Origin of the sequence: Duncaniella sp. C9, assembly GCF_004803935.1 — a bacterium.
Classification (GTDB): Bacteria; Bacteroidota; Bacteroidia; order Bacteroidales; family Muribaculaceae; genus Duncaniella; species Duncaniella muris.
In genome coordinates this window covers 1,991,141-2,012,847 of sequence record NZ_CP039547.1, presented here as the reverse complement: position 1 = coordinate 2,012,847, position 21,707 = coordinate 1,991,141, and the positions used below count along the sequence as shown (strand labels likewise).

18 protein-coding genes and 2 pseudogenes are annotated in these 21,707 nt (G+C 49.7%); 12 read left to right on the top strand and 8 right to left on the bottom strand.

All coding sequences use genetic code 11. The features are described 5' to 3' along the window. The first annotated feature begins 57 nt into the window (after nucleotides 1-57). Nucleotides 58-1,494 carry a glutamate synthase subunit beta gene (locus E7745_RS08180; RefSeq protein ID WP_136408623.1) on the top strand — a complete coding sequence of 479 codons (1,437 nt, stop codon included), beginning with the start codon at nucleotides 58-60 and terminating at the stop codon, nucleotides 1,492-1,494. Here the strand turns inward: E7745_RS08180 and E7745_RS08175 are convergent. Then, nucleotides 1,481-2,104: an aminodeoxychorismate/anthranilate synthase component II gene (locus E7745_RS08175; protein ID WP_136408622.1), complete on the bottom strand. Its 624-nt coding sequence runs from the start codon at nucleotides 2,102-2,104 to the stop codon at nucleotides 1,481-1,483. The genes E7745_RS08180 and E7745_RS08175 overlap by 14 nt on opposite strands. A gap of 134 nt (nucleotides 2,105-2,238) precedes the next feature. Here E7745_RS08175 and E7745_RS08170 point away from each other — a divergent pair, with 134 nt between their 5' ends. Both E7745_RS08170 and E7745_RS08165 read left to right on the top strand, forming a co-directional pair. Continuing rightward, nucleotides 2,239-3,225: an aminodeoxychorismate synthase component I gene (locus tag E7745_RS08170; protein ID WP_240740273.1), complete on the top strand. Its 987-nt coding sequence runs from the start codon at nucleotides 2,239-2,241 to the stop codon at nucleotides 3,223-3,225. Continuing rightward, nucleotides 3,222-3,851: an aminotransferase class IV gene (locus tag E7745_RS08165; protein WP_168182056.1), complete on the top strand. Its 630-nt coding sequence runs from the start codon at nucleotides 3,222-3,224 to the stop codon at nucleotides 3,849-3,851. Before E7745_RS08170 ends, E7745_RS08165 begins: the two co-directional genes overlap by 4 nt. A 1-nt stretch (nucleotide 3,852) precedes the next feature. Here the strand turns inward: E7745_RS08165 and E7745_RS08160 are convergent, their stop codons facing one another. From E7745_RS08160 to porV, 6 genes are read right to left on the bottom strand one after another with little or no spacing between them, the layout of a single operon-like run. Beyond that, a complete protein-coding gene (locus E7745_RS08160; RefSeq protein ID WP_123398012.1) occupies nucleotides 3,853-4,407 on the bottom strand; it encodes a dihydrofolate reductase in 555 nt (184 codons plus the stop codon). Continuing rightward, nucleotides 4,404-5,198, bottom strand: coding sequence for a thymidylate synthase (locus E7745_RS08155; RefSeq protein WP_136408620.1), 795 nt, complete (start codon nucleotides 5,196-5,198; stop codon nucleotides 4,404-4,406). The genes E7745_RS08160 and E7745_RS08155 overlap by 4 nt, the downstream gene beginning before the upstream one ends. Before the next feature lie 30 nt (nucleotides 5,199-5,228). Next, entirely contained in the window at nucleotides 5,229-6,785 is a 1,557-nt protein-coding gene (locus E7745_RS08150; protein ID WP_123398014.1) for a 4Fe-4S binding protein, read from the bottom strand. Beyond that, a complete protein-coding gene (locus E7745_RS08145; RefSeq protein ID WP_136408619.1) occupies nucleotides 6,782-7,255 on the bottom strand; it encodes a 4Fe-4S dicluster domain-containing protein in 474 nt (157 codons plus the stop codon). Before E7745_RS08145 ends, E7745_RS08150 begins: the two co-directional genes overlap by 4 nt. Continuing rightward, nucleotides 7,243-7,737 (bottom strand): 2-C-methyl-D-erythritol 2,4-cyclodiphosphate synthase, encoded by a 495-nt coding sequence (gene ispF, locus E7745_RS08140; protein ID WP_107033104.1) that lies wholly within the window; start codon nucleotides 7,735-7,737, stop codon nucleotides 7,243-7,245. The genes E7745_RS08145 and ispF overlap by 13 nt, the downstream gene beginning before the upstream one ends. Nucleotides 7,738-7,747: 10 nt before the next feature. Continuing rightward, the gene (gene porV / locus E7745_RS08135) at nucleotides 7,748-8,950 is read right to left on the bottom strand and encodes a type IX secretion system outer membrane channel protein PorV (protein WP_107033105.1); all 1,203 of its coding nucleotides are present in this window, start codon (nucleotides 8,948-8,950) and stop codon (nucleotides 7,748-7,750) included. Nucleotides 8,951-9,216: 266 nt separating this feature from the next. On the opposite strand from porV, the pseudogene E7745_RS15050 reads away from it, so the two are divergent. The 6 genes and pseudogenes from E7745_RS15050 to E7745_RS08105 form a co-directional block, all read left to right on the top strand. Then, nucleotides 9,217-9,453, top strand: a pseudogene (locus E7745_RS15050) (helix-turn-helix domain-containing protein); the annotation flags it as partial. Continuing rightward, nucleotides 9,375-10,139, top strand: a pseudogene (locus E7745_RS08125) (IS630 family transposase); the annotation flags it as partial. The pseudogenes E7745_RS15050 and E7745_RS08125, both read left to right, overlap by 79 nt. Nucleotides 10,140-10,242: 103 nt before the next feature. Then, nucleotides 10,243-12,651 carry a ferrous iron transport protein B gene (gene feoB / locus E7745_RS08120; RefSeq protein ID WP_136408618.1) on the top strand — a complete coding sequence of 803 codons (2,409 nt, stop codon included), beginning with the start codon at nucleotides 10,243-10,245 and terminating at the stop codon, nucleotides 12,649-12,651. A gap of 70 nt (nucleotides 12,652-12,721) precedes the next feature. After that, complete coding sequence (locus E7745_RS08115; RefSeq protein ID WP_168182053.1) at nucleotides 12,722-13,969, top strand: FtsX-like permease family protein; 1,248 nt, start codon at nucleotides 12,722-12,724, stop codon at nucleotides 13,967-13,969. Between the two features lie 178 nt (nucleotides 13,970-14,147). Continuing rightward, nucleotides 14,148-16,862, top strand: a complete 2,715-nt coding sequence (gene ppdK / locus E7745_RS08110; RefSeq protein WP_136408616.1) for a pyruvate, phosphate dikinase — start codon at nucleotides 14,148-14,150, stop codon at nucleotides 16,860-16,862. 216 nt (nucleotides 16,863-17,078) lie between these two features. Next, nucleotides 17,079-18,572 carry a phage integrase SAM-like domain-containing protein gene (locus E7745_RS08105; protein ID WP_123398018.1) on the top strand — a complete coding sequence of 498 codons (1,494 nt, stop codon included), beginning with the start codon at nucleotides 17,079-17,081 and terminating at the stop codon, nucleotides 18,570-18,572. A 665-nt stretch (nucleotides 18,573-19,237) separates the two neighbouring features. Here E7745_RS08105 and E7745_RS08100 read toward each other — a convergent pair. Next, a complete protein-coding gene (locus E7745_RS08100; protein WP_123398020.1) occupies nucleotides 19,238-19,639 on the bottom strand; it encodes a hypothetical protein in 402 nt (133 codons plus the stop codon). A gap of 80 nt (nucleotides 19,640-19,719) precedes the next feature. Here E7745_RS08100 and E7745_RS08095 point away from each other — a divergent pair, with 80 nt between their 5' ends. From E7745_RS08095 to E7745_RS08085, 3 genes are read left to right on the top strand one after another with little or no spacing between them, the layout of a single operon-like run. Next, nucleotides 19,720-20,076 (top strand): hypothetical protein, encoded by a 357-nt coding sequence (locus E7745_RS08095; protein ID WP_136408615.1) that lies wholly within the window; start codon nucleotides 19,720-19,722, stop codon nucleotides 20,074-20,076. A gap of 19 nt (nucleotides 20,077-20,095) precedes the next feature. Beyond that, on the top strand, nucleotides 20,096-20,593 hold the full coding sequence (locus tag E7745_RS08090; RefSeq protein ID WP_136408614.1) for a hypothetical protein: 498 nt from the start codon (nucleotides 20,096-20,098) through the stop codon (nucleotides 20,591-20,593). A gap of 2 nt (nucleotides 20,594-20,595) precedes the next feature. Continuing rightward, on the top strand, nucleotides 20,596-21,693 hold the full coding sequence (locus E7745_RS08085) for a hypothetical protein (protein ID WP_136408613.1): 1,098 nt from the start codon (nucleotides 20,596-20,598) through the stop codon (nucleotides 21,691-21,693). The last annotated feature ends 14 nt before the right edge of the window (nucleotides 21,694-21,707 follow it).

Here is a 21,707-nt window from a genome sequence, read left to right as displayed (position 1 = left end):
CCGGAAGGCTCTCAAAAATCCGTTATTACACCACCACACTCTAACGCAATCAAAAAAATGGGAAATCCTACTGCATTTCTTAATATACCGCGCAAGGAAGCCGGCTATCGCCCGGTGCACGATCGCGTCAATGACTATGGAGAAGTCGAACAGACCCTCAACACTGAAGACCGCCGCCTGCAGGCATCACGCTGCATGGAATGCGGAGTGCCATTCTGCCACTGGAGCTGTCCGCTTGGCAACAGACAGCCGGAGTGGCAGGACCGCCTGTATAAAAACGATATCAAAGGAGCATATGAACTGCTGACAATGACCGATGACTTCCCGGAATTCACCGGGCGCGTCTGTCCGGCACTCTGTGAGAAAGGCTGTGTGCTCAACAAGCAGCACGAGGCCGTCACTATCCGTGAGAATGAGGCAGCCATAGTGGAGCGAGCCTTCGCCGAAGGCTATGTGACATCCCGCCCACCCAAAAAACGTAGCGGCCGGCGCGTAGCGGTGATAGGATCAGGGCCTGCCGGACTTGCCTGTGCCAACCAACTCAACCAGAAAGGTCACAGTGTGACTGTCTTTGAAAAAAACGAAGCTCCCGGAGGTTTGCTCCGCTTTGGCATACCTGATTTCAAGCTGAACAAAAGCATTATCGACCGTCGTCTGAATCTGCTGAAAGAAGAAGGCATAGAGTTTCGATGCGGAGTCAAGGCAGGAACAGACATCTCAATCGAAGATCTATTGAAAGACTTCGATGCTGTCTGTCTGGCAATGGGTGCGGAAGTGGCCCGTGATCTCAATGTGGAAGGACGAGATCTGAAAGGAGTTCATTTCGCTCTTGAACTTCTTCAGCAGCAGAACAGAGTAAATGCCGGAGTAGAGATCAGCCGTGAAAACCGAATTTCAGCCAAAGGGAAAAACGTGCTTGTGATCGGCGGCGGCGACACTGGGAGCGACTGTGTGGGCACAGCTCACAGGCAAGGCGCGCTTTCAGTCACTCAGATAGAGATCATGCCCAAGCCTCCAGTCGGTGACAATCCAGACACTCCGTGGCCCTACTGGCCTGTAGTGCTCAAAACTTCGAGTTCACATCTTGAAGGATGTGATCGCAGATGGCTGCTTGACACCCGCAAGTTCATCGCCGACAAGGAGGGTCGCGTCAAGGAAGTGGAAGTTGAAGAAGTCAGATGGGAAAAGGAGCCTGAAAGCGGACGCATGAAGCTGATACATACCGGTAATACCGATGTGATCAAAGCAGAACTTGTACTGCTGGCTATGGGGTTCACCAATCCGGTTGCAGAAGGTATAATCGATGCTCTCAAAGTCGACAAGGACGCCCGTGGCAATGTCTGCACCGACTCCTCAGGCCAGTCAAGCGTCAAGAAAGTGTTCGCAGCCGGCGATGTTGCCACCGGAGCATCACTTGTAGTCCGCTGCATCGCTTCCGGACGGAATGCCGCCAAGGGAATTCACGCCTACCTCTCAAGCCTCAACCAAGACTGACGGCGCGGCTAGTCTGGGATCGGACTATTGAAAGAAATCCACCTATTATATCGGCGCCACAGTTGCTTATAATGCTTTCCGGATGAAACTGAAGGCCAAAAATCGGCAATTCAGTATGGCGTACAGACATTATGTTGCCGTCTTCGTCTTGCGAACTTACTGCAAGCGATGGCGGCAGCGTTTCTTTTGCCACAATCCATGAATGGTAACGCCCTACAGTAATTGCCTCACACTCTATACATCCGAGCAACGGATCAGAAGAATCGACATTTTTCAATCTCGACAGATGACCGTGAGCAGGATGGTCAAGATGCGTGAGCGATGCGCCGAAATACTCCGCGATAGCCTGGCATCCGAGACAGATTCCCAGAATCGGTTTGGTATGCGAACACAAATCAATAGCTTTCATCAGACCTGACGCTTCTGCCGGCAAACCCGGTCCGGGGGAGATTATAAGCGCATCATAATTATCAATACTGTCAAATGGAATTTCATCGTTTTTGACCACATTCCACGAAAACTGGAACGGCATCCTGTTGACACAGTCTCTCAATAGCCCTATTATGTTATGGACAAATGAATCGTGGTTGTCAATAATAAGCAGCCGCATATGCGTTGATGTGATTCTGTCGGTCTTTATGGTCTGATTAATGCCGAACTTCGGGGCTGCAAAATTACATTTTATTTAATATCCATCCAATTATTTTCATAATTTTGTGGTCTGTAACCATCAGACACCGACCAATGCCTTACCCGACTATTTCTCGTGAAGAACTGCGCAGACAGATGAACGATCTGGGGCGCAAGCGTATCCCTTTCATATGGGGAGTTGATTTTGATGCCAGCAATGGGTTTGTCAGAGATGATATCCGGGAGTGCCGCGAAATTCTGTGGTCTGTCAACGGTGTAGGTAATATCGATGCAGAAGACCAATGCCAGCCACAGCCATCACTCAGAATTGTCGAAGTAACTGACATTCGTGACTATCGGTCTATGTTTGACACTGTAACGAATGGGCTGATGCGCGGCGACTCGTTCCTGACAAACCTTACTGTACGCACAAAGGTGACATGCAATTGCTCGCTCAAAGAACTGTTCTGCCATGTCAAGGCTCCTTACAAAATACTGATTGGCGACGAGTTTGTGTGTTTCTCCCCAGAACCGTTTGTAAGAATATCCGAAGGCCGTATATCCACCTACCCCATGAAAGGTACGATCGACGCCTCGATTCCGCATGCCGAAGAAACTCTGATGACAGACTATAAAGAATTGTGCGAACATTACACCATAGTCGACCTTATGCGCAATGATCTGAATTCAGTTGCTGAGAATGTAAGAGTAGACCGGTTCCGATATGTTGAAAAGATATTTGCCACAAACAAGACCATCCTCCAGACCAGTTCTGAAATATCAGGCAGCCTTCCGGCTGGAAAAGAATTTGATTTCGGCGATCTGATTCTGCCTCTGTTACCTGCAGGAAGCATCACGGGGGCACCCAAAGAGGCCACTGTCCGCCTTATCAAAAGCACCGAAGACGCACCGCGCGGATGGTACACCGGTGTATTCGGGTTCTTCGACGGGAAGATTATGGACTCCGCTGTGATGATCCGCTGTGTGCAACGCGATAACGATGGTTCGCTCTACTTCCACAGCGGAGGTGGAATTACTATAAACAGCCAATGCGACAACGAGTACCAGGAGGTACTAACAAAAGTATATCTGCCACAATGACCCAGAATAACCCGCTATTCATTGAAACCATACGCTGGAGCGATGGAAAATTCCATTTGCTCGAACTGCATCGCAGACGCATGGAGAGAACACGTCTTGAAGTATTCGGCTCTGCTTGCGGAGTGCCTGACCTGACATGGCTTCCGCCTGTACCTGAAAATCTGAAAAACCAGACTGTGAAATGCAGGGTGATTTATGACATTGCAATACGCAGCGTAGAGTTTGAGCCGTATACCCAACGGAAAGTCGGATCGCTGAAAATCGTTGATGGCGGGGGCATCGACTACCACCTCAAGTATCACGACAGGAGTGCGCTCTCAGGACTCGCAGGGATGCGAGGTGATGCCGATGAAGTGATAATAGTGAAAGACGGTTTCATCACCGACACATCCTACTCAAATCTGATTTTTGCAGCCGGTGACCGTCTGCTCACCTCTGACCGCCCGCTGCTTCACGGAGTAATGCTGTCACATCTGCTCGAATCCGGAAAAGTATCGGCTGCCACTCTAAGACCGGATGACATCCTGCCTGGCAACCGCTACGGGATAACAAGTGCATTCATGGTAAACGCTATGCTTCCGCTTGATACAGCAAAGCCCATTGATATCAGCAACATAATCAGATGACCTACATCCGGGTTCTCACCAAGGTCAGAAAAGCGTAGCTTACGGATGTACGCGGGTCAGTATGTTCAAAAGTGATTGCATCCGGATTAAAAGGCTGCAATCCGTGTTCTGTCCAGACTGACCATTCGGCCATTCCAAGTTTCGGGAAAAGAGTGTCAGCATCAGGTGCGACCGCGTCAATCAGAGTCAGTTCGATTCTGTCAGTCGTACTCAGAGCCTGACGATAGATCTCTCCACCACCTATAATATATGGCGCCGGGCTGTCAGGTCCACAAAGCGCAATCGCCTTCTCAAAAGAAGAGACTGCCTCGATGCCCGGAGCCTTATAAGCCTGATTGCGGGTCACTACAATATTGCGACGTCCTGGAAGAGCTCCTTTCGGAAAAGATTCGAATGTACGCCGCCCCATGATTATAGGATGCCCCATAGTGAGCGATTTGAATCTTTTCAGGTCTTCGCTTATATGATACAGCAGATCGCCGTCACGCCCGATGGCGAAATCACGTGTGCATGCCACGATTATCGCAGGGGCTGAGATTGATGTCGGAACTGTCATACGGCAACTGTAGCTTTGATGTGGGGCTGGGCTTCGTAATCTTCAAGCTGAAAGTCCTCATATTTGAAATCGAATATATCCTTCACTTCGGGATTGATGCGCATACGCGGCAGACGTCCGGGAGTACGCTGAAGCTGAGTGCGCACCTGCTCGAAATGATTGTGATATATATGAGTGTCACCGAGAGTGTGGATGAACTCTCCCGGTTGCAGGCCTGTTACCTGCGCCACCATCATTAGCAGAAGTGCATATGATGCAATATTGAATGGCACACCGAGGAAGCAGTCGGCACTACGCTGATAGAGCATCAGTGACAGACGGCCGTCAGCCACATAGAACTGAAACAGCAGATGACATGGAGGAAGCGCCATCTGAGGCAGAGCGGCTACATTCCACGCGCTTACTATTATTCGGCGCGATTCGGGATTTTCGCGTATGGTGCGGATCACCTCCGAAATCTGGTCTATATGCCCCCCGCTGTAATCAGGCCACGAACGCCACTGGGATCCATAGACCGGACCAAGCTCTCCATCGGCATCAGCCCACTCATTCCAGATACGCACTCCGTTTTCCTGCAGGTAATGTACATTTGTATCTCCTTTCAGAAACCAGAGAAGTTCATAGATTATCGACTTCAGATGCAATTTCTTGGTTGTCAGCAACGGGAACCCCTCACTGAGATCAAATCGCATCTGGTGTCCGAAAATGCTGCGGGTTCCGGTCCCGGTTCTGTCACCGCGGTCAATGCCCTCGGTCATTATTTTGTCGAGCAGGTCGAGATATTGTTTCATGATTATTCAATTTTTATACTCTTTGGGATATCAGGAGATTCCGTTTACAACAATCGCTTTCGGTCGCGAGGGGCAGACATACTGACAAGCCCCGCAGCCTATGCAGCGGGAAGCATCCACAACCGGTAATGGCCCGTTACAGCCGGAAGCCGGCGTCATGCTTATGGCATCGGCCGGACAGCGCCTTGAACATGCACCGCAGTTCACACCATCGTTATAGGAAATACACAATGATCGGTCTACATCAGCAAGTCCTACCCGGCTACGGCGTTTCTCGGATATGGTCAACGGATGCAATGCCCCCGTGGGACACAGGTCGGCACATCGCGTGCAGTCATAGATACACCATGACAGATCGTAGTCCTTTACGGGATGTAGTGCCCTGAGCAGACCATACTCCTCCAGAGATGCTTTAAGCACTCCCTGCGGGCAGTGACTGATGCAGAGTCCGCAAGAGGTGCATCGGTCAAGAAATTCCCGGCGGCTACGTACACCCGGCGGCGGCACTGCAAGCATACGGCGCCGTGGCGACACAGATGCAAGCGCGTCAGCAGCCTTTGCCACCATAGGAGCCGCCGCGACAACAGCGCCCACAGTCAAAAATTTACGCCGGTCAAGTAGTTTCGGCTCTGTTACCGAAACTTCGCTTTTATCAGTCTTGTGACCGGAAACAGTCTCCAGATGTCCCCCCTGCATTCCGGCAGCCGATCCGGCAATCGGGTTGCGGACCTTCTGCATCAGAGGGATTGACAGCTGATGACGGTTGAACGTATAACTTATCGCATCATTGGGACAATCAGAAAGACAATCAAAACAGACAACGCAGCGTGATGTATCGACCACGTGACTGCTGAGATCAATACACGACGATTTACATCTATGCTCACACTTTCGACACTGAATACACTTGTCAGTATTGATATCGATATGAAAAATAGAATATTTTGAGACAAAACTCAGAGTTGTACCTACAGGGCATACAGAATTACACAGTGTACGTCCATGCAGAAATGCGATAAGGCCCACTATAAGCATAGTCACTACGGCAATCGAAATACCGAGACCGGAAGCCACGGCAACACGTAACTGCGGTTGCTTTTCAATTTCATACCAGGCATTCAGGATCTCACCCCAAATAGGCCTGACAACATTCAGGCCAAAGCGTCCGAAGACGCTATAAGGATCAAAAAATGATGTCACCGCTGAAATGCCAAGAAAGATCGAAAGTACCACAATAAACAACGAAATGTGGCGCAATGAAGTGTGAGGCAAAGAATAATGATAGTGCCAGCGGGGCTTGACGCGCCTGCGCATACGGGGTAAACGGGAACAAAGATCCTGATATATACCAAGCGGACAGAATGTCGAGCAGTAAATTCGGCCAAAAAGCAGCGTCACGATAAGCCATATCACAAATGTAGCCAATGAGAATGCCATTGCCGCAGGAAATATCTGAACTTTGGCAAGCCATGAAGCCACAGCCGGTACTGTCTGCCCGTAATCGGCAAACAAGCCTACGAGCAGCGAAAAGACAACTATCGCAACCAGAGTGCGCCCCAGGCGGAGACTATTGACAGACTTCTTCATTTTTCAAGACAACGAAGATTACGTACCAGATCGGTCAAGGCTGTGATCTGCGCCATGCGACGCGGTATGTCGATGTGGTCGGGACACATCGACAGACACTGGCCACAGTTTATGCAGTGCTGGGCCTGCTGAGGATCGGGGATACTGTTACAGAAACGGTCAAAGAAAATATCAGCCTTGCATTTGAAATCCTGATCGTCAAGCTCACCGGGAAGATAGCCGCGATACCGGGCCTGATCTACAAAAATAAGATTGTCAGGGATGTTGATGCCATACGGACAAGGCATACAGTTGTCACAGGCCACACAGTCAATCTGGCTGATAGGTTCATAAGCATCAGCCACACGCGGCGAAACGTTCTCTACCTCGGCAAGAGCTTCCGGACGCGTCCCACACGAAGTGAAGGCCATCGAGCCAAAAGCGATTCCGCCTACACGGCCAAGCCATTGCCGGCGGTTCATTCTCTGCATGATCCGGAGTCTGATAGGGTTGCTACAGCTAAAGCCGAAATTCCCTCGCCACGGCCTTCGAACCCAAGACGTTCGGTAGTGGTGGCCTTGACAGAGACGCAACGAGAGGGGATATCCAGATCTGAAGCGACATTTTCAATCATCTGAGGAATGAATGTCAGAAGTTTCGGGCGCTGGGCCACAATTGTCACATCTACGTTGTTGATAGAAAAACCCTCTCCGACAATCAGCTCGACCACACGTCGCAGAAGCACACGCGAGTCTGCTCCGGCATAAGTCTGGTCTGTGTCAGGAAAATGATAGCCTATATCACGCATGGCTGCTGCTCCAAGAAGAGCGTCAGCCAAAGCATGAAGGGCTACATCGGCATCACTATGACCGAGAAGCCCTTTTTCATAAGGTATTTTTACACCGCAGAGTATAAGATCGCGATTGTCTGTCAGACGATGAACGTCATAACCCATTCCGGTACGTATCATCATGATTCTAATTTTATTTTCGTCCAAAAATTTCCTTTATACCGTCCATGTCGAAAGTGAGCGTGAAACGGAGAGTCTGGTCGAGAGGTGAGGTCTGGGCTGTGGCAAGCATATAGCTGGCATCAAGACGTAGCACATTCAGAGCGAAACCGGCTCCGAGACCGAAATACTGAAGATTGCCCTTGGTGGGGTTCTGGTAATAATATCCGGCCCGCAGGAAAAACTGCTGGTTATAATTGTATTCCGCGCCAAGCGACCAAGAAATCTCACGAAGTTCCTCTTTCAATCCGCCAGGAGCATCGGTGAACGATTTGAAAATTCCGGTGATCGGCGACATATTGCGCCAGTCATCCTCCGCTATCACCCACTCTTTTTCACCTTCAATATCATCCGGGTAGTCCGAACGGCGAGGTTTGGTAGGCACAAGAAGCTTATTGAGGTCAAGATTGAAAGCTATATTGTGATAATCGGCAAGAGGATAAGTGAATGATGTCCCGATTTTCAGATTGGTCGGAAGGAATGCCGGGTTGTCACCATTCTGATATTCGACCTTCGACCCAATATTTGAAATGTTCCATCCCCATGACCACTGGCATTCATTGCGGCCTATGATCGGGTATGAAGTGAAATAACCTGCAATATCAGCGGCAAAAGCCGATGCCCCCGTAGACTGGCTCGCGTCACTGTCATAGCCGAATCCAAGGTCACTGTATATGTAGCGGAAAACTATACCCATAGAGAACTTCTCGGAGAGTTTACGCGAGTAACCAACATCAATCGACATTTCATACGGGTTCAGAGTCTGTCCGGCAGAGCCTCCGGTTGGATCTGTTGTCACCTCACCGAGTGAGAAATAGCGCAATGAGGCCGATACAGCCTGATTGTCTTCCGAGCCGACCTTCCAATAGCCTGAAAGATTTGCAAGAAAAATATCATTGACAAGTTTACGCAGCCAGGGAGTATAGCTGAGCGACACAGCGGCCTGTGAATAGGCAAAAGCATATTTTGACGGATTCCAGAACTGACTGTTGGCATCCGGTTCAGTCGCTGCTCCAAGATCGCCCATCGAAGCGCCTCGCGCATCCGGAGCGATGTTCAGCGAGTTGACACCGGTCTCAACCGGATTGAAGTCATTTTTGTCCTGAGCGACAGCCGAAAAAGGCGTCCCGGCAAAGACACATATTGTCAGTAATATTATTAGGCGGAATAGACGCATGGTGCAAAAACAAATATTTATACAAATTTATAACTGAATTTCCGGCTTTTTATTGTCCGGTGGCCGTAGAAATCCATATCACTATTTTTAGGTATTTCCTATTAAGTAGATGTTGAAAATTAGTTTATATCAATTTTTTTGCGTATCTTTGTGTAAACACATAAAGACACAACGCTATCGCAAAAATCAAAGTTATACAACTGACAGACCAACAACGTCTGCAATTAGAGGAAGGCTTTCGCCAAGGCAAGAGCCACGCATACCGCATGCGCTGTCGCGCAGTGCTTCTGAAATCCACCGGCCTGACTTCGGAACAGGTTGGAGAACAGACCGACATGACCCATATATCAGTCAATTCCTGGGTGAAACGCTTCGAGGCCGAAGGAATCAAAGGACTGGAAACACGTCCCGGACGGGGTCGGAAGCCAATAATGGACTGCTCGGACGAAGAGTCGGTACGCAAAGCCATAGAGAACGACAGGCAGAGCGTGAAGAAAGCGAAAGAGGCATGGCAGCAGGCTTCAGGGAAAGAAGCCTCCGAGAGTACCTTCAGGGCTTTTTTATCCGCCTTGGCGCGGGATATAGACGTATAAGAAAACGTCCAAAGGGGAAACCCTCGCCGCAGCTCTATGCGTATAAGACCGAGAAGCTGCAAGAACTCGTACAACAGGAAAAAGATTGTCTCATCGACATTTATTATGGAGATGAAAGCCACATCTGCACCGAGGGATATGTGCCATACGGATGGCAGTTCCGAGGTGAAGATGTCTATATCCCATCTGAAAGAGGTCTGAGACTCAATATTTTCGGCATGATAGACCGCAACAATCGATATGAAGGATTCTCCACAACTGAGAATATGACCGCTGACAAGGTTGCCGACTTTCTTGACCGATTTTCTCTCCGTATCCGTAAAAACACTTTTGTTGTCCTTGACAATGCAAGCGTCCACAGATGCAAACTCATGCGGGAACTCCGTCCAATATGGGAGAAACGTGGGTTGTATCTCTTTTTCCTTCCACCGTACAGTCCACATTTGAATATCGCCGAGACGCTCTGGAGAATCCTCAAGGGCAAATGGCTCAGACCTGCGGATTATTGCTCCACAGAATCCCTGCTCTATGCAACTAACCGTGCGTTGGCTGCGCTTGGATCTGAACTCAATATCAATTTTGTCCATGCGGCTTAGTATAAATTAATTTTTACGACTTACTTATATAAATAATTATTAAGTTTGCATCCCCGTTTTGCAGCCATATCTGCGAAACTGCATTATTATAACGTTTTTATCCATGCGACTATCCGATCTTAAACCGGGCGAAACCGGAATAGTAGTGAAAATACTTGGCCACGGAGCCTTCCGCAAGCGAATGCTGGAAATGGGCTTCGTCAGAGGCCGTGAAGTCAAAGTGTTGCTTGACGCTCCTCTTCACGATCCTGTGAAATATCAGATAATGGACTATGAGGTTTCTCTCCGCCGGTCTGAAGCCGAACTGGTCGAAATAATTGCTGATAATGAAAAAAGTGATACCGCAGGAACCGCGGTGATCAACCACACCGAGACCATCAGTGAGAAAGCCATGCCTGTTCAGGCTCATGAAAAAGGGCTGCGAACCATAAATGTAGCCCTCATTGGCAATCCCAACTGCGGCAAAACCACGCTGTTCAATATTGCCTCAGGAGCTCGCGAGCATGTAGGCAATTATAGTGGTGTCACTGTCGATGCCAAATCAGGCACATTCAAATACAAAGGATTCCGTTTCAATATTGTCGACCTGCCAGGCACCTACTCTCTGGCGTCATACTCTCCGGAGGAACTATATGTCAGACGATATCTGAAGGAAAAGACTCCTGACGTGATCATCAATGTGGTTGATGCCTCCAATCTTGAACGCAACCTATATCTGACCACCGAGCTGATCGACATGGACCGGAGTATGGTCATAGCTCTCAATATGGCCGACGAACTTGAACGCTCAGGGCGGAAACTCGACTTCAAAACCCTTGGCGAGATGATCGGTGTGCCAATAGTCCCCACTTCAGCCCGCAACGGATCCGGCATAAATGAACTTTTCGACACCGTGATAAGCGTGTTTGAAGGAACCGATCCAGCCGTCAGACACATACACGTGAATCTCGGCAACGATATCGAACAGGCTCTTTCAGAACTCAAAGACACGCTGAAAGAAAACCCGCATATCGGACGACATTTCTCTCCACGCTACCTCGCTATAAAACTTCTTGAATCAGACTCCGAGGTAGAAGACATGGTCAGATCTCTTCCTGACGGCAAAGAGATACTTGGGCTTCGCGACAAAAAACTGCAAAAGCTTTCAGAAATTCAAAAAGATGCAGACGTAAACATGTCAATAGCCAATGCCAAATACGGCTTCATAGCCGGCGCTTTGGCCGAGACTCTTGAATCGTCAAAAAAAGAAGAGATCAATTCGACACACATAATCGACACCATAGTCACCAACCGCCTGTTCGGCTTTCCTATATTTATAGGTATAATGGCTTTCATCTTCTGGGCCACATTCGAATTAGGCTCCTACCCGATGGAATGGATCGAAAGTGCTGTCGGATGGCTGGGAGAGATGGTCAGGGAATATATGCCTGACGGCATGATCAAGGATCTGATAGCCGACGGTATCATAGGCGGTGTAGGCGGTGTGATTGTCTTCCTCCCCAACATCCTGATTCTGTATCTATGCATTTCGTTCATGGAAGATTCAGGCTATATGGCCCGTGCGGCGTTTATTATGGACAAGGTGATGCACAGGCTGGGGCTCCACGGCAAATCGTTCATTCCGCTGGTCATGGGCTTCGGCTGTACCGTCCCCTCGATCATGGCCTGCCGGTCTATCGAAAGCCGCTCAAGCCGGCTGATCACCATACTCATAAATCCTTTCATCAGCTGCTCGGCCCGTCTGCCCATCTATGTACTGCTCATAGGGACATTCTTCCCTGACCATGCCACTCTGGTGTTCATGTGTCTATACTTCACCGGAATCATAGTGGCCGGATTCACAGCCCGCATGTTGCGCCGCTTCCATTTCGGGCAGGATGTGACGCCGTTCGTCATGGAACTCCCACCATACCGTGTACCGACGCTCAAAGCCACACTGCGCCACATGTGGGGCAAAGGCGAACAGTATCTGCGCAAAATGGGCGGCGTGATCCTTGTAGCAAGTATTATTGTCTGGGCCCTCAACTATTTTCCTCTTCATGACGGACAAAACGCTCAGAATGTGTCAGCCGAAACCGTGACAGACGATTCGGCCATAGACCCATCACGTGACAGCTATCTCGAAATGGCCGGCAAAGCCATAAACCCGCTGCTCGAACCGCTTGGATTCCACTGGCGCGCATCTGTAGCGGCTCTTGCCGGAGTTCCCGCCAAAGAGATTGTGGTCTCCACCCTCGGTGTGCTCTATACCGGCGATGAAGAAGCAAGCGAACAAAGCCTTTCAACCCGACTGACATCGCCAAACGACGCCACCGGCAAGCCGGATTTCACAGCTGCCGCCGCACTCAGTTTCATGATATTCGTCCTGCTCTATTGCCCCTGCATCGCCACTATAACGGCCATCGTAAAGGAGACCGGCAATCCGCGCTACGGACTGTTCTCAGTGCTTTACAACACAGCCATAGCCTGGGTTGTAGCCTTTATCGTCTATCGCATAGCGCTCCTTATCTAAGGCCTGCATAGCAAATTTTAGAAGTCCGTTTGGGCAAAACTCACGGAATTTGTTTAATTTTGTCGCCGACATGACTCTTGCCCTGTTCATAGCACGTCGGCTCAGCCTGCGCACCGCATCAGGAAAAACGCAGTCTGGAATAGCCATCGCGGTCACCGGAATAGCACTTTCCGTGATCGTGATGTTGCTGTCGATTGCCGTCATGATGGGATTCAAAAACGAAATCCGCCACAAAATCATGGGCTTCGACTCCCAGATCACGATTTCGCTTCACGCCCCATCAGACGGGCGCGACGGATCTCTGATCAACATCGATGATCTCGACAAAGCATTTAAGGTCCTGCCTCAGAACGCATCCGCAACTCTGACAATCAGGCAGCCTGTCATCCTTAAAACGCCTGACAACTTCATCGGCGCAGTAGTGAAAGGCATGGGCAGGGATCACGACTGGAAATTCGTGAGCGAGAATCTGACAGCGGGAACCATCCCCGACTACAATGCAGATTCAACTCTATATCACACCGTAATCTCACATAACATCGCACAGAAACTGAATGTGGGCTGCGGCGACAAAATCGATGCATATTTTCTGGGAGGTGACACATACCGCACACGACGTTTGAAAATAGCCGGAATTTATGACACGCATTTCAGCGAATATGACAACGCATATATCTTCGCCACATTGCCTATGCTCAGCGCCCTGGCCGGCATTGACGAACGGCTTGGTACCGTGGTGGAGATCAACGGACTTGACAGCGACACAGAAATCTCCGAGACCGCAGGCAAACTGTCAGCCACCCTGATGGACGACATCTACACCGGACGTTCCGACAAATTCTATTCCGTCACCGACATCCATTCAAGCGCAGCCCTCTACTTCAACTGGCTGGCACTGTTAGACACAAATGTGATTGTCATTCTCACAATCATGTCTCTGCTGACATGCCTGACACTTGTGTCATCGCTTTTCATACTTATTCTTCGCAGGGTCAACATGATCGGCATCCTCAAAGCCCTCGGCGCATCAGATTCACTGATCCGCAGAGCTTTCGTATGGCTGACCATGCGCCTGCTCATCCTGGGACTTCTCATAGGCAATGCGATTGCCATCGGCATAATACTCCTTCAGACCACTACCGGCTTCATACCGCTTGACCCCGAGGCCTATTATCTGGACCATGTCCCCATGGAATTCAATCTGGCCGCACTGCTAATACTGAACGCAGGAATCATCCTCGTTTCGGCGCTTGTGCTGATCCTTCCATCAGCCATAATCACAACCATTCCACCCTCACGTGTAATCAATTACGACTGACCCCCCTTCACCGCAACTCTACACCTGACATCAGCAATATAAACATACGTAATTTTCTCAAAAGAACCACAAAAACATTGCTTTGAGCCAAAAAAAACATTATCTTTGCATTAGTGTTAACCTCAAAGCTATAATACACAGAAAAAAACAACAACATTATCAATATCTAATTAACAGAATGAAAAGAGTTTATACATTTGGAGACGGCAAAGCAGAAGGCAATGCCTCCATGCGCAATCTCCTCGGCGGCAAAGGCGCGAACCTCGCCGAAATGAACCTTCTCGGCATGCCGGTGCCTCCCGGCTTCACTATCACAACCGAAGTCTGCACCGAGTACACCCAGTATGGCCGTGACAAAGTTGTCAAAGATCTTACTGCAGAAGTTCAGGCCGCAATTGCTCACGTCGAGCAGCTCACCGGCAAAAAATTCAACGATCCTGAAAACCCGCTTCTCGTGTCAGTACGCTCAGGTGCCCGCGCATCAATGCCCGGCATGATGGACACCGTCCTCAACCTCGGCATGAACGACGCTACAGTTGAATCTCTCGCCAAAAAGAGCGGCAACGCCCGTTTCGCATGGGACAGCTACCGTCGTTTCGTACAGATGTATGGCGATGTTGTGCTCGGCATGAAGCCCAAAAGCAAAGCTGACATAGATCCCTTCGAAGAAATCATGGACAAGGTCAAGGAAGAAAAAGGCGTCAAACTTGACACCGAACTTACCGTGGAAGACCTCCAGAACCTTGTGAAACTCTTCAAAGCCGCTGTAAAGGAATACACAGGCAAAGACTTCCCCAATGACGCCTGGGAACAGCTCTGGGGCGGCATCTGCGCCGTGTTTGACAGCTGGATGAACGAACGTGCAATTCTCTACCGTCGCATGAACCAGATCCCCGAAGAATGGGGCACAGCCGTCAACGTACAGGCAATGGTCTATGGCAACATGGGCGACAACTCAGCCACAGGCGTGGCATTCAGCCGTGACGCAGCAACCGGCGAAAATATCTTCAACGGCGAATACCTCATCAACGCCCAGGGCGAAGACGTGGTCGCCGGTATCCGCACCCCCCAGCAGATCACAGTAGAAGGCTCACGCCGCTGGGCCGCCCTCCAGGGCATCAGCGAAGAAGTGCGCGCTGAAAAATATCCTTCACTCGAAGAATCAATGCCCGTCTGCGCCGCCGAGCTCATCGCAATAGCAGGCCGTCTTGAAAACTACTACAAAGACATGCAGGATATGGAATTCACCATCCAGGACGGCAAACTCTGGATGCTCCAGACCCGCAACGGCAAACGCACAGGCGCTGCAATGGTAAAGATCGCTATGGACCTTCTCCGCGCAGGCGAAATCGATGAAAAAACCGTGCTCAAGCGCATGGAACCGCAGAAACTCGATGAACTCCTCCACCCCGTGTTCGACAAAGCAGCACTCAAGCGCGCAGAAGTCGTGGCAAAGGGTCTTCCCGCATCTCCCGGCGCAGCCGCCGGCCAGATCGTATTCTCGGCTGAAGAAGCAGAAGCCTGGAGCGAAAAGAAACGCAAAGTCGTGCTCGTCCGCATCGAGACATCTCCTGAAGACCTCCGAGGTATGGCCGTAGCACAAGGTATCCTCACAATGCGCGGCGGTATGACATCTCACGCAGCCGTAGTAGCCCGTGGTATGGGCAAATGCTGTGTGTCAGGTGCAGGCGAAATCCGTGTCGACTACAAAGAAAAAACAGTTGAGATGGGCGGAAAAGTATACAAAGAAGGTGACTGGATCTCACTCAACGGCTCGACTGGAGAAGTTTACAACGGCCAGGTTCCCACAACCGAACCCGAACTCGGCGGCGACTTCGGCGCAATCATGAATCTTGCGTCCAAATACACCAAGACACTCGTCCGCACTAACGCAGACTCACCCCGCGACGCAAAGCAGGCCCGCCACTTCGGCGCACAGGGCATCGGTCTCTGCCGCACAGAACACATGTTCTTCGAAGGCGACCGCATCAAAGCTGTACGCGAAATGATCCTCGCATCTGACGAAGAAGGCCGTCGAGTAGCCCTCGCCAAACTCCTTCCGATGCAGCGTGGCGACTTCGAAGGCATCTTCGAAGCTATGGACGGCTACGGAGTGACCATCCGCCTCCTCGATCCCCCCTTGCACGAATTCGTACCCCACCAGACCGCCACTCAGAAGGTAATGGCCGAAGAAATGGGCATCACCCTCGAAGAAGTAAAGGCCAAGGTTGACTCACTTGAAGAATTCAACCCGATGCTCGGCCACCGTGGATGTCGTCTCGGCATCACCTACCCCGAAATCACCGAGATGCAGACCCGCGCCATCATCGAAGCCGCCCTCGCAGTCAAAGCCCGCGGAATCGATGTGCACCCCGAAATCATGATCCCTCTCGTAGGCTCACTCAAGGAAATCCAGAACCAGGCCGACGTGATCAACATCACAGCAGCCAAGGTATTCGAAGAAACCGGCCAGAGCGTACCCTACAAAGTAGGAACAATGATCGAAGTGCCCCGTGCAGCCCTCGTTGCCAACCAGATCGCTGAAGTTGCCGACTTCTTCTCATTCGGCACAAATGACCTCACCCAGATGACCTTCGGCTTCTCTCGCGATGACGCACCCAAGTTCCTCAAATTCTACAAGGAACACGGCATCATCAAGACCGATCCCTTTGAAGTACTCGACCAGGAAGGCGTAGGCCAGCTCGTCAGAATGGGCGTTGAAAAAGGACGTGCCACCAAACCCGAACTCAAAGTAGGTATCTGCGGCGAGCATGGCGGCGAACCTTCATCAGTCAAATTCTGCGCCAAACTCGGCATGAACTACGTCAGCTGCTCACCCTACCGTGTGCCCATCGCCCGCGTAGCCGCGGCGCAGGCTGCCATCGAAGACTAAGAGATAGATACTTAAAATAAGCCACTTAGGCGGTATGTTCTGATAAACAAGAGCATACCGCCTAAAGTATTTTTAAGGGGTATATGCATTTGAACACGATAGTGTGTACGATTGAACCGCGAAAATTCAACAAAATCCACACGTCTATCAAACGGTCGATTCAACATGAATTCAACAGAAATAATTGCATGATATAATTCTAAACAAAAAAATAATATGGCAATACTGACAGTCTGCGTAAACAAGCAGCGCAAAAGAAAGGACGGGTGCTACTCGGTTTATATCCGGGTCGCTCACAATGGCAAATCGGTATATTTACCGACTGACAAAGTAGTAAGCGGAAAAGGCTTGTCATCCTCGATGGAAGTTATCGACCCGTTTGTCCTCAAACCGTTATCTACGCAAATCGTTAATTGGCTCGATGCGTTAAATCGCCAAGATATTTCTGCGTGGAACGCGAGACAAGTTGCAGAGTTTCTGAAGAATTTGAACGAGGATTTGGTATTCTCGGACTATGCCCGAAAGCACATTGACCGTATGATTGACCGAGGGCAGGAGCGCAACGCGAAAAATTACCAACTCGCACTCCAACACATGGAGCGATACTTCGGTACGACCAAAGTAAAGTTCGCGCAGCTCACCTCGATAAACGTAAACAAGTGGGTCGCCACTCTGAGCGGCACCGCGAGAGCCAAAGAGATGTACCCGATTTGCATCCGTCAGATTTTCCGTGCGGCCATTGATGAACTGAACGACTACGACAACGGCATAATCCGGGTAAAGACCAATCCGTGGGGTAAAGTTAAGATACCTGCTGCCGACAGGCCTAATAAGAAAGCAATCACCGCTGAGGCTTGCAGGGCATTCTTTGCGGCACCGCTGCCGGAGTCGAAGATGATTGACCCCCTGCCGGAGTTAGGCCGTGATGTGGCCATGATGTCACTATGTTTGGCCGGCATGAACACGATTGACATTTTCAACCTGTGCAAAGAAGACTACCACGGCGGCATAATCCACTACAAACGAGCCAAGACAACCCGGACCCGAACCGATGACGCATACATCGAAATGCGAGTGCCGGAGGTAATCAAACCTCTGTTTGAGAAATACAGAGCCGGTGAACACACCGACAGGCTGTTTCGGTTCTGCGACCGCTTCTCAACCTCAGACAGTTTTTGCGCCAATGTGAACACAGGCATCAAGCAGATATGCAAAGCTATGGGGATGCCAAAGGAGCAATGGTACTGCGTCTACACGTTCCGGCACACATGGGCGACCACTGCACAGAACGACTGCGATGCGACAATTGCAGAGGTCGGCTTTGCGATGAACCATTCGCACAGGCACACGGTGACGCGCGGATATGTTATGCTGGACTTCTCTCCTGCGTGGAGGCTCAACGAGAAAGTGATTGACTTTATTTTTTTCAGTGATGCGACCTCGCGGCGCATGGCGAAAGAGCAGCCCGAAGATGAGGGGTTGTTTCGTATCTCTCCGAAGATGCTCATCAGAGCAGCGGCATTCTTTCAAGGCAAGTGCCTTGCCAACTTTGAGGACATCGGCTATTCCAACATTGACGAGGTAACAAAAGCACTCGTATCTCAATTTCCTGCGGATATTCCCGACCGCTCAATGGTTCAGTTCAAAATCGTCAATCTTGACAATGGAAAGGTCTATGTCTACGAGCATCAAAAGGGCAAGGGCTTCTGACCATTTCGTTGAGGCCAACAAAATGGTACAAGGGTCGCACCGATAATCGGCGCGGCTCTTTTCTTTTTCGCGCAACTTTTTCTTTTTCTCTCCTGCCTCTATGAGATTGGCGAAGCCTCAAAAAAAAATAAAATTTTCTCGCGCGTGTGTATGTACGCGCGTATCGCCGATATATATACCTTTTCTTTTATATTTCTTTTTTATTTTCTTTTTATCAAAAGAAAGGTTTCGGAAACAATGCCCTTTTCTTCTGAACTTTGGGAAAGAAATAGCAATAACTTCCGAAAGAATGTGCTTTACTTCGGAAGAAATAAGAATAACTTCGGAATTTATGCCGATAAATTGAGAATGAATTTTGCACGAAAATCAACGAAAAACACCCCAAAATCAGCCTGTTTTTTGACCTGCAAAATCAGCGTTTTTTCTCTCGTTGCATCATAAATAATCAAAGTGGGAATTTATGCCCTTTATTTCGGAAGAAATAGCAATAACTTCCGAAAGAATGTGCTTTACTTCGGAAGAAATAAGAATTATTGGGGAAGAAATGCCGTAAACTTCGGAAAGTATTGTCTTAATTTGGGAAAGAATGGCTATAAATGGGGAAATAAAAATGCCGAGCGATTTGCGCCCGGCTTGCGGTCTAAATGTAGACAAAAATAGACGGCTTAGTTGTCGTTTTCGGCGGCGAGTTGCGCAAGGCGCTCCTCGATTGTAGTAGTGATATCACCTGACAACGACACCTCGGCAGACACTGATTGCATCTGCGGTGTGTGATACCGCAGCAACCTTTCCTGTATGGCGGCGCGGTCTTTTGCCTCCATCATCATCATATCAACTTCAAAATCGGAAACAACAAGCGGATTGCCGTCTGCATCTTGCAGAACTACGGTGCTGTATATGTCGCCCTCCTTAGTTCTAAACTCTAATTTGCGTGGGGTGCCGTCCCCATTCGTTTGTGGCCGTGGTGCAAAGTAGGCCATTGAATGGGCGCGTAGATGCTCTTTGAGCGGATTGGGTTTGTTTGGAGTACCTTTCTGTCGGCCTCCGGTCTTTCGTCCTTGTGCCATGACTAATAAGTTAAAGTTACGATACAAAGGTATGGGTTTACCTTTGCTCCATAATTATAACTTTTTAATTCTCCCAAACAATGATGCAAGCAGCAGGAGGCATGGGCGGTCAAGGTGGAGGTATCATCTCATCCGCTCTACAACTTATAAAAGAGAAAGAGCGACAGGGCGACAAAGCTATGGATAGACTTCATGATGGCATGAAAACTCAAATGGAGCTTACTGCCAATCAAGGGAGTTGGACTGATGGCGGCTCGTCTGCGCCTCAGAAAGTCGTGAAAGAAAAAGTTGTAGAGAAGGAAAAGGTCAAAGAGCCGGAGAAAGAAGAAGCTACAACAGATACACCCACAGCGCCCGGTGCCGATAAGGAAGAGCAAGAAAAGGATGTAGCCAATTTAGGCATTATCGACCTTGCTAAACAAGCTACAAGTAAGTAATCTATAAAAACGTACAGATATGGGCATATTAGGCAGCGCAATCGGAGGAGCGTTAGGTATCGGAGCAAGTATTTTCGGTGGTATCAGCGCTTCAAAGGCAATGAAAAAGGTCAAGCGAAATATCGAGGGTCAGATGAAAGAAAACCAAAATTGGTATGACCGCCGATATAATGAGGACGCGACACAACGTGCAGATGCACAACGTATCCTTACTATGACTAATGAGAATATTCGACAACGAAACCAAGCTGCCGCAGGTTCAGCGGCGGTCATGGGGAGTAGTGAGGAAAGTATTGCGGCGGCTAAAGCAGCCAATAATCAAGCTCTCGCAGATGCAACATCGCAGATAGCTGTTAATGGTGAGCGCCGTAAAGACCAAATCGAGTCGCAGTATATGCAGACAAAGCAGGAACTCAACGACAAACTTAATAATCTTGAACAGGCAAAGGCTCAGAACACCGCGCAAGCAGTGCAAGGTGTAGCACAAGCCGGTTCTGCAATGGCAAGCGTATTCTAACTATGGTAGACTCTAACAAACCCATTATAGCCCCTCGGACAACAGTTGTCAGCAATGAACAGCCGGCTGCTCCTGCGGGTTCGGCACCTGCCGGTGGTGGCACTCCGCCCCCGGCAGGTGGTAGTTCATCTTCTGTTACCTCCACAAAGGTTACGACCTCGACCCCAATATCAACGACTATCCCGGCTGAATACTCGGCAAGCAGTTATGAGGAGCTTATACCGCAGCTTGAAAAGCGCATGGCCGAATTTAAGCCTTTGTCGGAGGAGGAACTGAAGAAGTTGCGCCGTAAGCAAAAGATAGAGGGCATTATCAGCGGAGTGTCGGACGCAGCTCAATCTGTTGCCAACCTTATCTTCACTCATCACTATGCCCCGAATATGTATAATCCCAAAGAGGGAATGTCGGCTAAGGCTAAGGAGCGTTTCGACAAGGAAAAGGCGCAGCGCGATGCCGATGCCGATAAGTATCTGCAATATGCTCTCACTATCGGCAAGATGAAAGATGCCGACAAACAGCGAGGCTTACAGGCATGGCAGACTGAACAGACCCTCGCCCGACAAGACCGAGCATTTGACGCAGGTCGCCAAGACCGTGCCGATGATGTTGCATTCCGTAATAAGGATTATGACGAGCGTGTGCGTCAATGGCAAGCCAACTTCGACCGACAGGGAGAATGGCACGAAGAAGAAGGTCAGCGTTGGGAGCGTCAGTTCAAGGAGAGTGTTCGTCAGTTCAATGTCAGTGCGGCCAACGAGAGAGCGCGTATCAACATGGAGTCACAGCGCCTTGCCCATTCTTTGAAAGAGGGTCAAATGACTTTCAACCTCGGTTCGGGCAACGGCAATGTGACATTGACGCTCGACAAACTCAACGCTCAGACCGTATCGCGCATTTATCACACTCTATCCCCGGAGGTTCGCGATAAGGTACAGGGTGATCCAATTGTGCGAAATGGCTTCGTAGTTGGCTACAAGCCACCGACAACAGAGGCTATGCTTATCGCCATCGGTGCGAATGTAGAAAGCTCTCCGGCCACGCAGAACGCAATCAAGCAGGTTGCAGGTTTGGAGGTAGGCGATAAACCCGCAGGTTATTAACCCGACAATCATTA

Bases quoted from the DNA above. Each gene is read 5' to 3' on its own strand.
- E7745_RS08180 (WP_136408623.1), top strand. From the start codon at position 58: ATGGGAAATCCTACTGCATTTCTTAATATACCGCGCAAGGAAGCCGGC.
- E7745_RS08175 (WP_136408622.1), bottom strand. From the start codon at position 2,104: ATGCGGCTGCTTATTATTGACAACCACGATTCATTTGTCCATAACATA.
- E7745_RS08170 (WP_240740273.1), top strand. From the start codon at position 2,239: ATGCCTTACCCGACTATTTCTCGTGAAGAACTGCGCAGACAGATGAAC.
- E7745_RS08165 (WP_168182056.1), top strand. From the start codon at position 3,222: ATGACCCAGAATAACCCGCTATTCATTGAAACCATACGCTGGAGCGAT.
- E7745_RS08160 (WP_123398012.1), bottom strand. From the start codon at position 4,407: ATGACAGTTCCGACATCAATCTCAGCCCCTGCGATAATCGTGGCATGC.
- E7745_RS08155 (WP_136408620.1), bottom strand. From the start codon at position 5,198: ATGAAACAATATCTCGACCTGCTCGACAAAATAATGACCGAGGGCATT.
- E7745_RS08150 (WP_123398014.1), bottom strand. From the start codon at position 6,785: ATGAAGAAGTCTGTCAATAGTCTCCGCCTGGGGCGCACTCTGGTTGCG.
- E7745_RS08145 (WP_136408619.1), bottom strand. From the start codon at position 7,255: ATGCAGAGAATGAACCGCCGGCAATGGCTTGGCCGTGTAGGCGGAATC.
- ispF (WP_107033104.1), bottom strand. From the start codon at position 7,737: ATGATGATACGTACCGGAATGGGTTATGACGTTCATCGTCTGACAGAC.
- porV (WP_107033105.1), bottom strand. From the start codon at position 8,950: ATGCGTCTATTCCGCCTAATAATATTACTGACAATATGTGTCTTTGCC.
- feoB (WP_136408618.1), top strand. From the start codon at position 10,243: ATGCGACTATCCGATCTTAAACCGGGCGAAACCGGAATAGTAGTGAAA.
- E7745_RS08115 (WP_168182053.1), top strand. From the start codon at position 12,722: ATGACTCTTGCCCTGTTCATAGCACGTCGGCTCAGCCTGCGCACCGCA.
- ppdK (WP_136408616.1), top strand. From the start codon at position 14,148: ATGAAAAGAGTTTATACATTTGGAGACGGCAAAGCAGAAGGCAATGCC.
- E7745_RS08105 (WP_123398018.1), top strand. From the start codon at position 17,079: ATGGCAATACTGACAGTCTGCGTAAACAAGCAGCGCAAAAGAAAGGAC.
- E7745_RS08100 (WP_123398020.1), bottom strand. From the start codon at position 19,639: ATGGCACAAGGACGAAAGACCGGAGGCCGACAGAAAGGTACTCCAAAC.
- E7745_RS08095 (WP_136408615.1), top strand. From the start codon at position 19,720: ATGATGCAAGCAGCAGGAGGCATGGGCGGTCAAGGTGGAGGTATCATC.
- E7745_RS08090 (WP_136408614.1), top strand. From the start codon at position 20,096: ATGGGCATATTAGGCAGCGCAATCGGAGGAGCGTTAGGTATCGGAGCA.
- E7745_RS08085 (WP_136408613.1), top strand. From the start codon at position 20,596: ATGGTAGACTCTAACAAACCCATTATAGCCCCTCGGACAACAGTTGTC.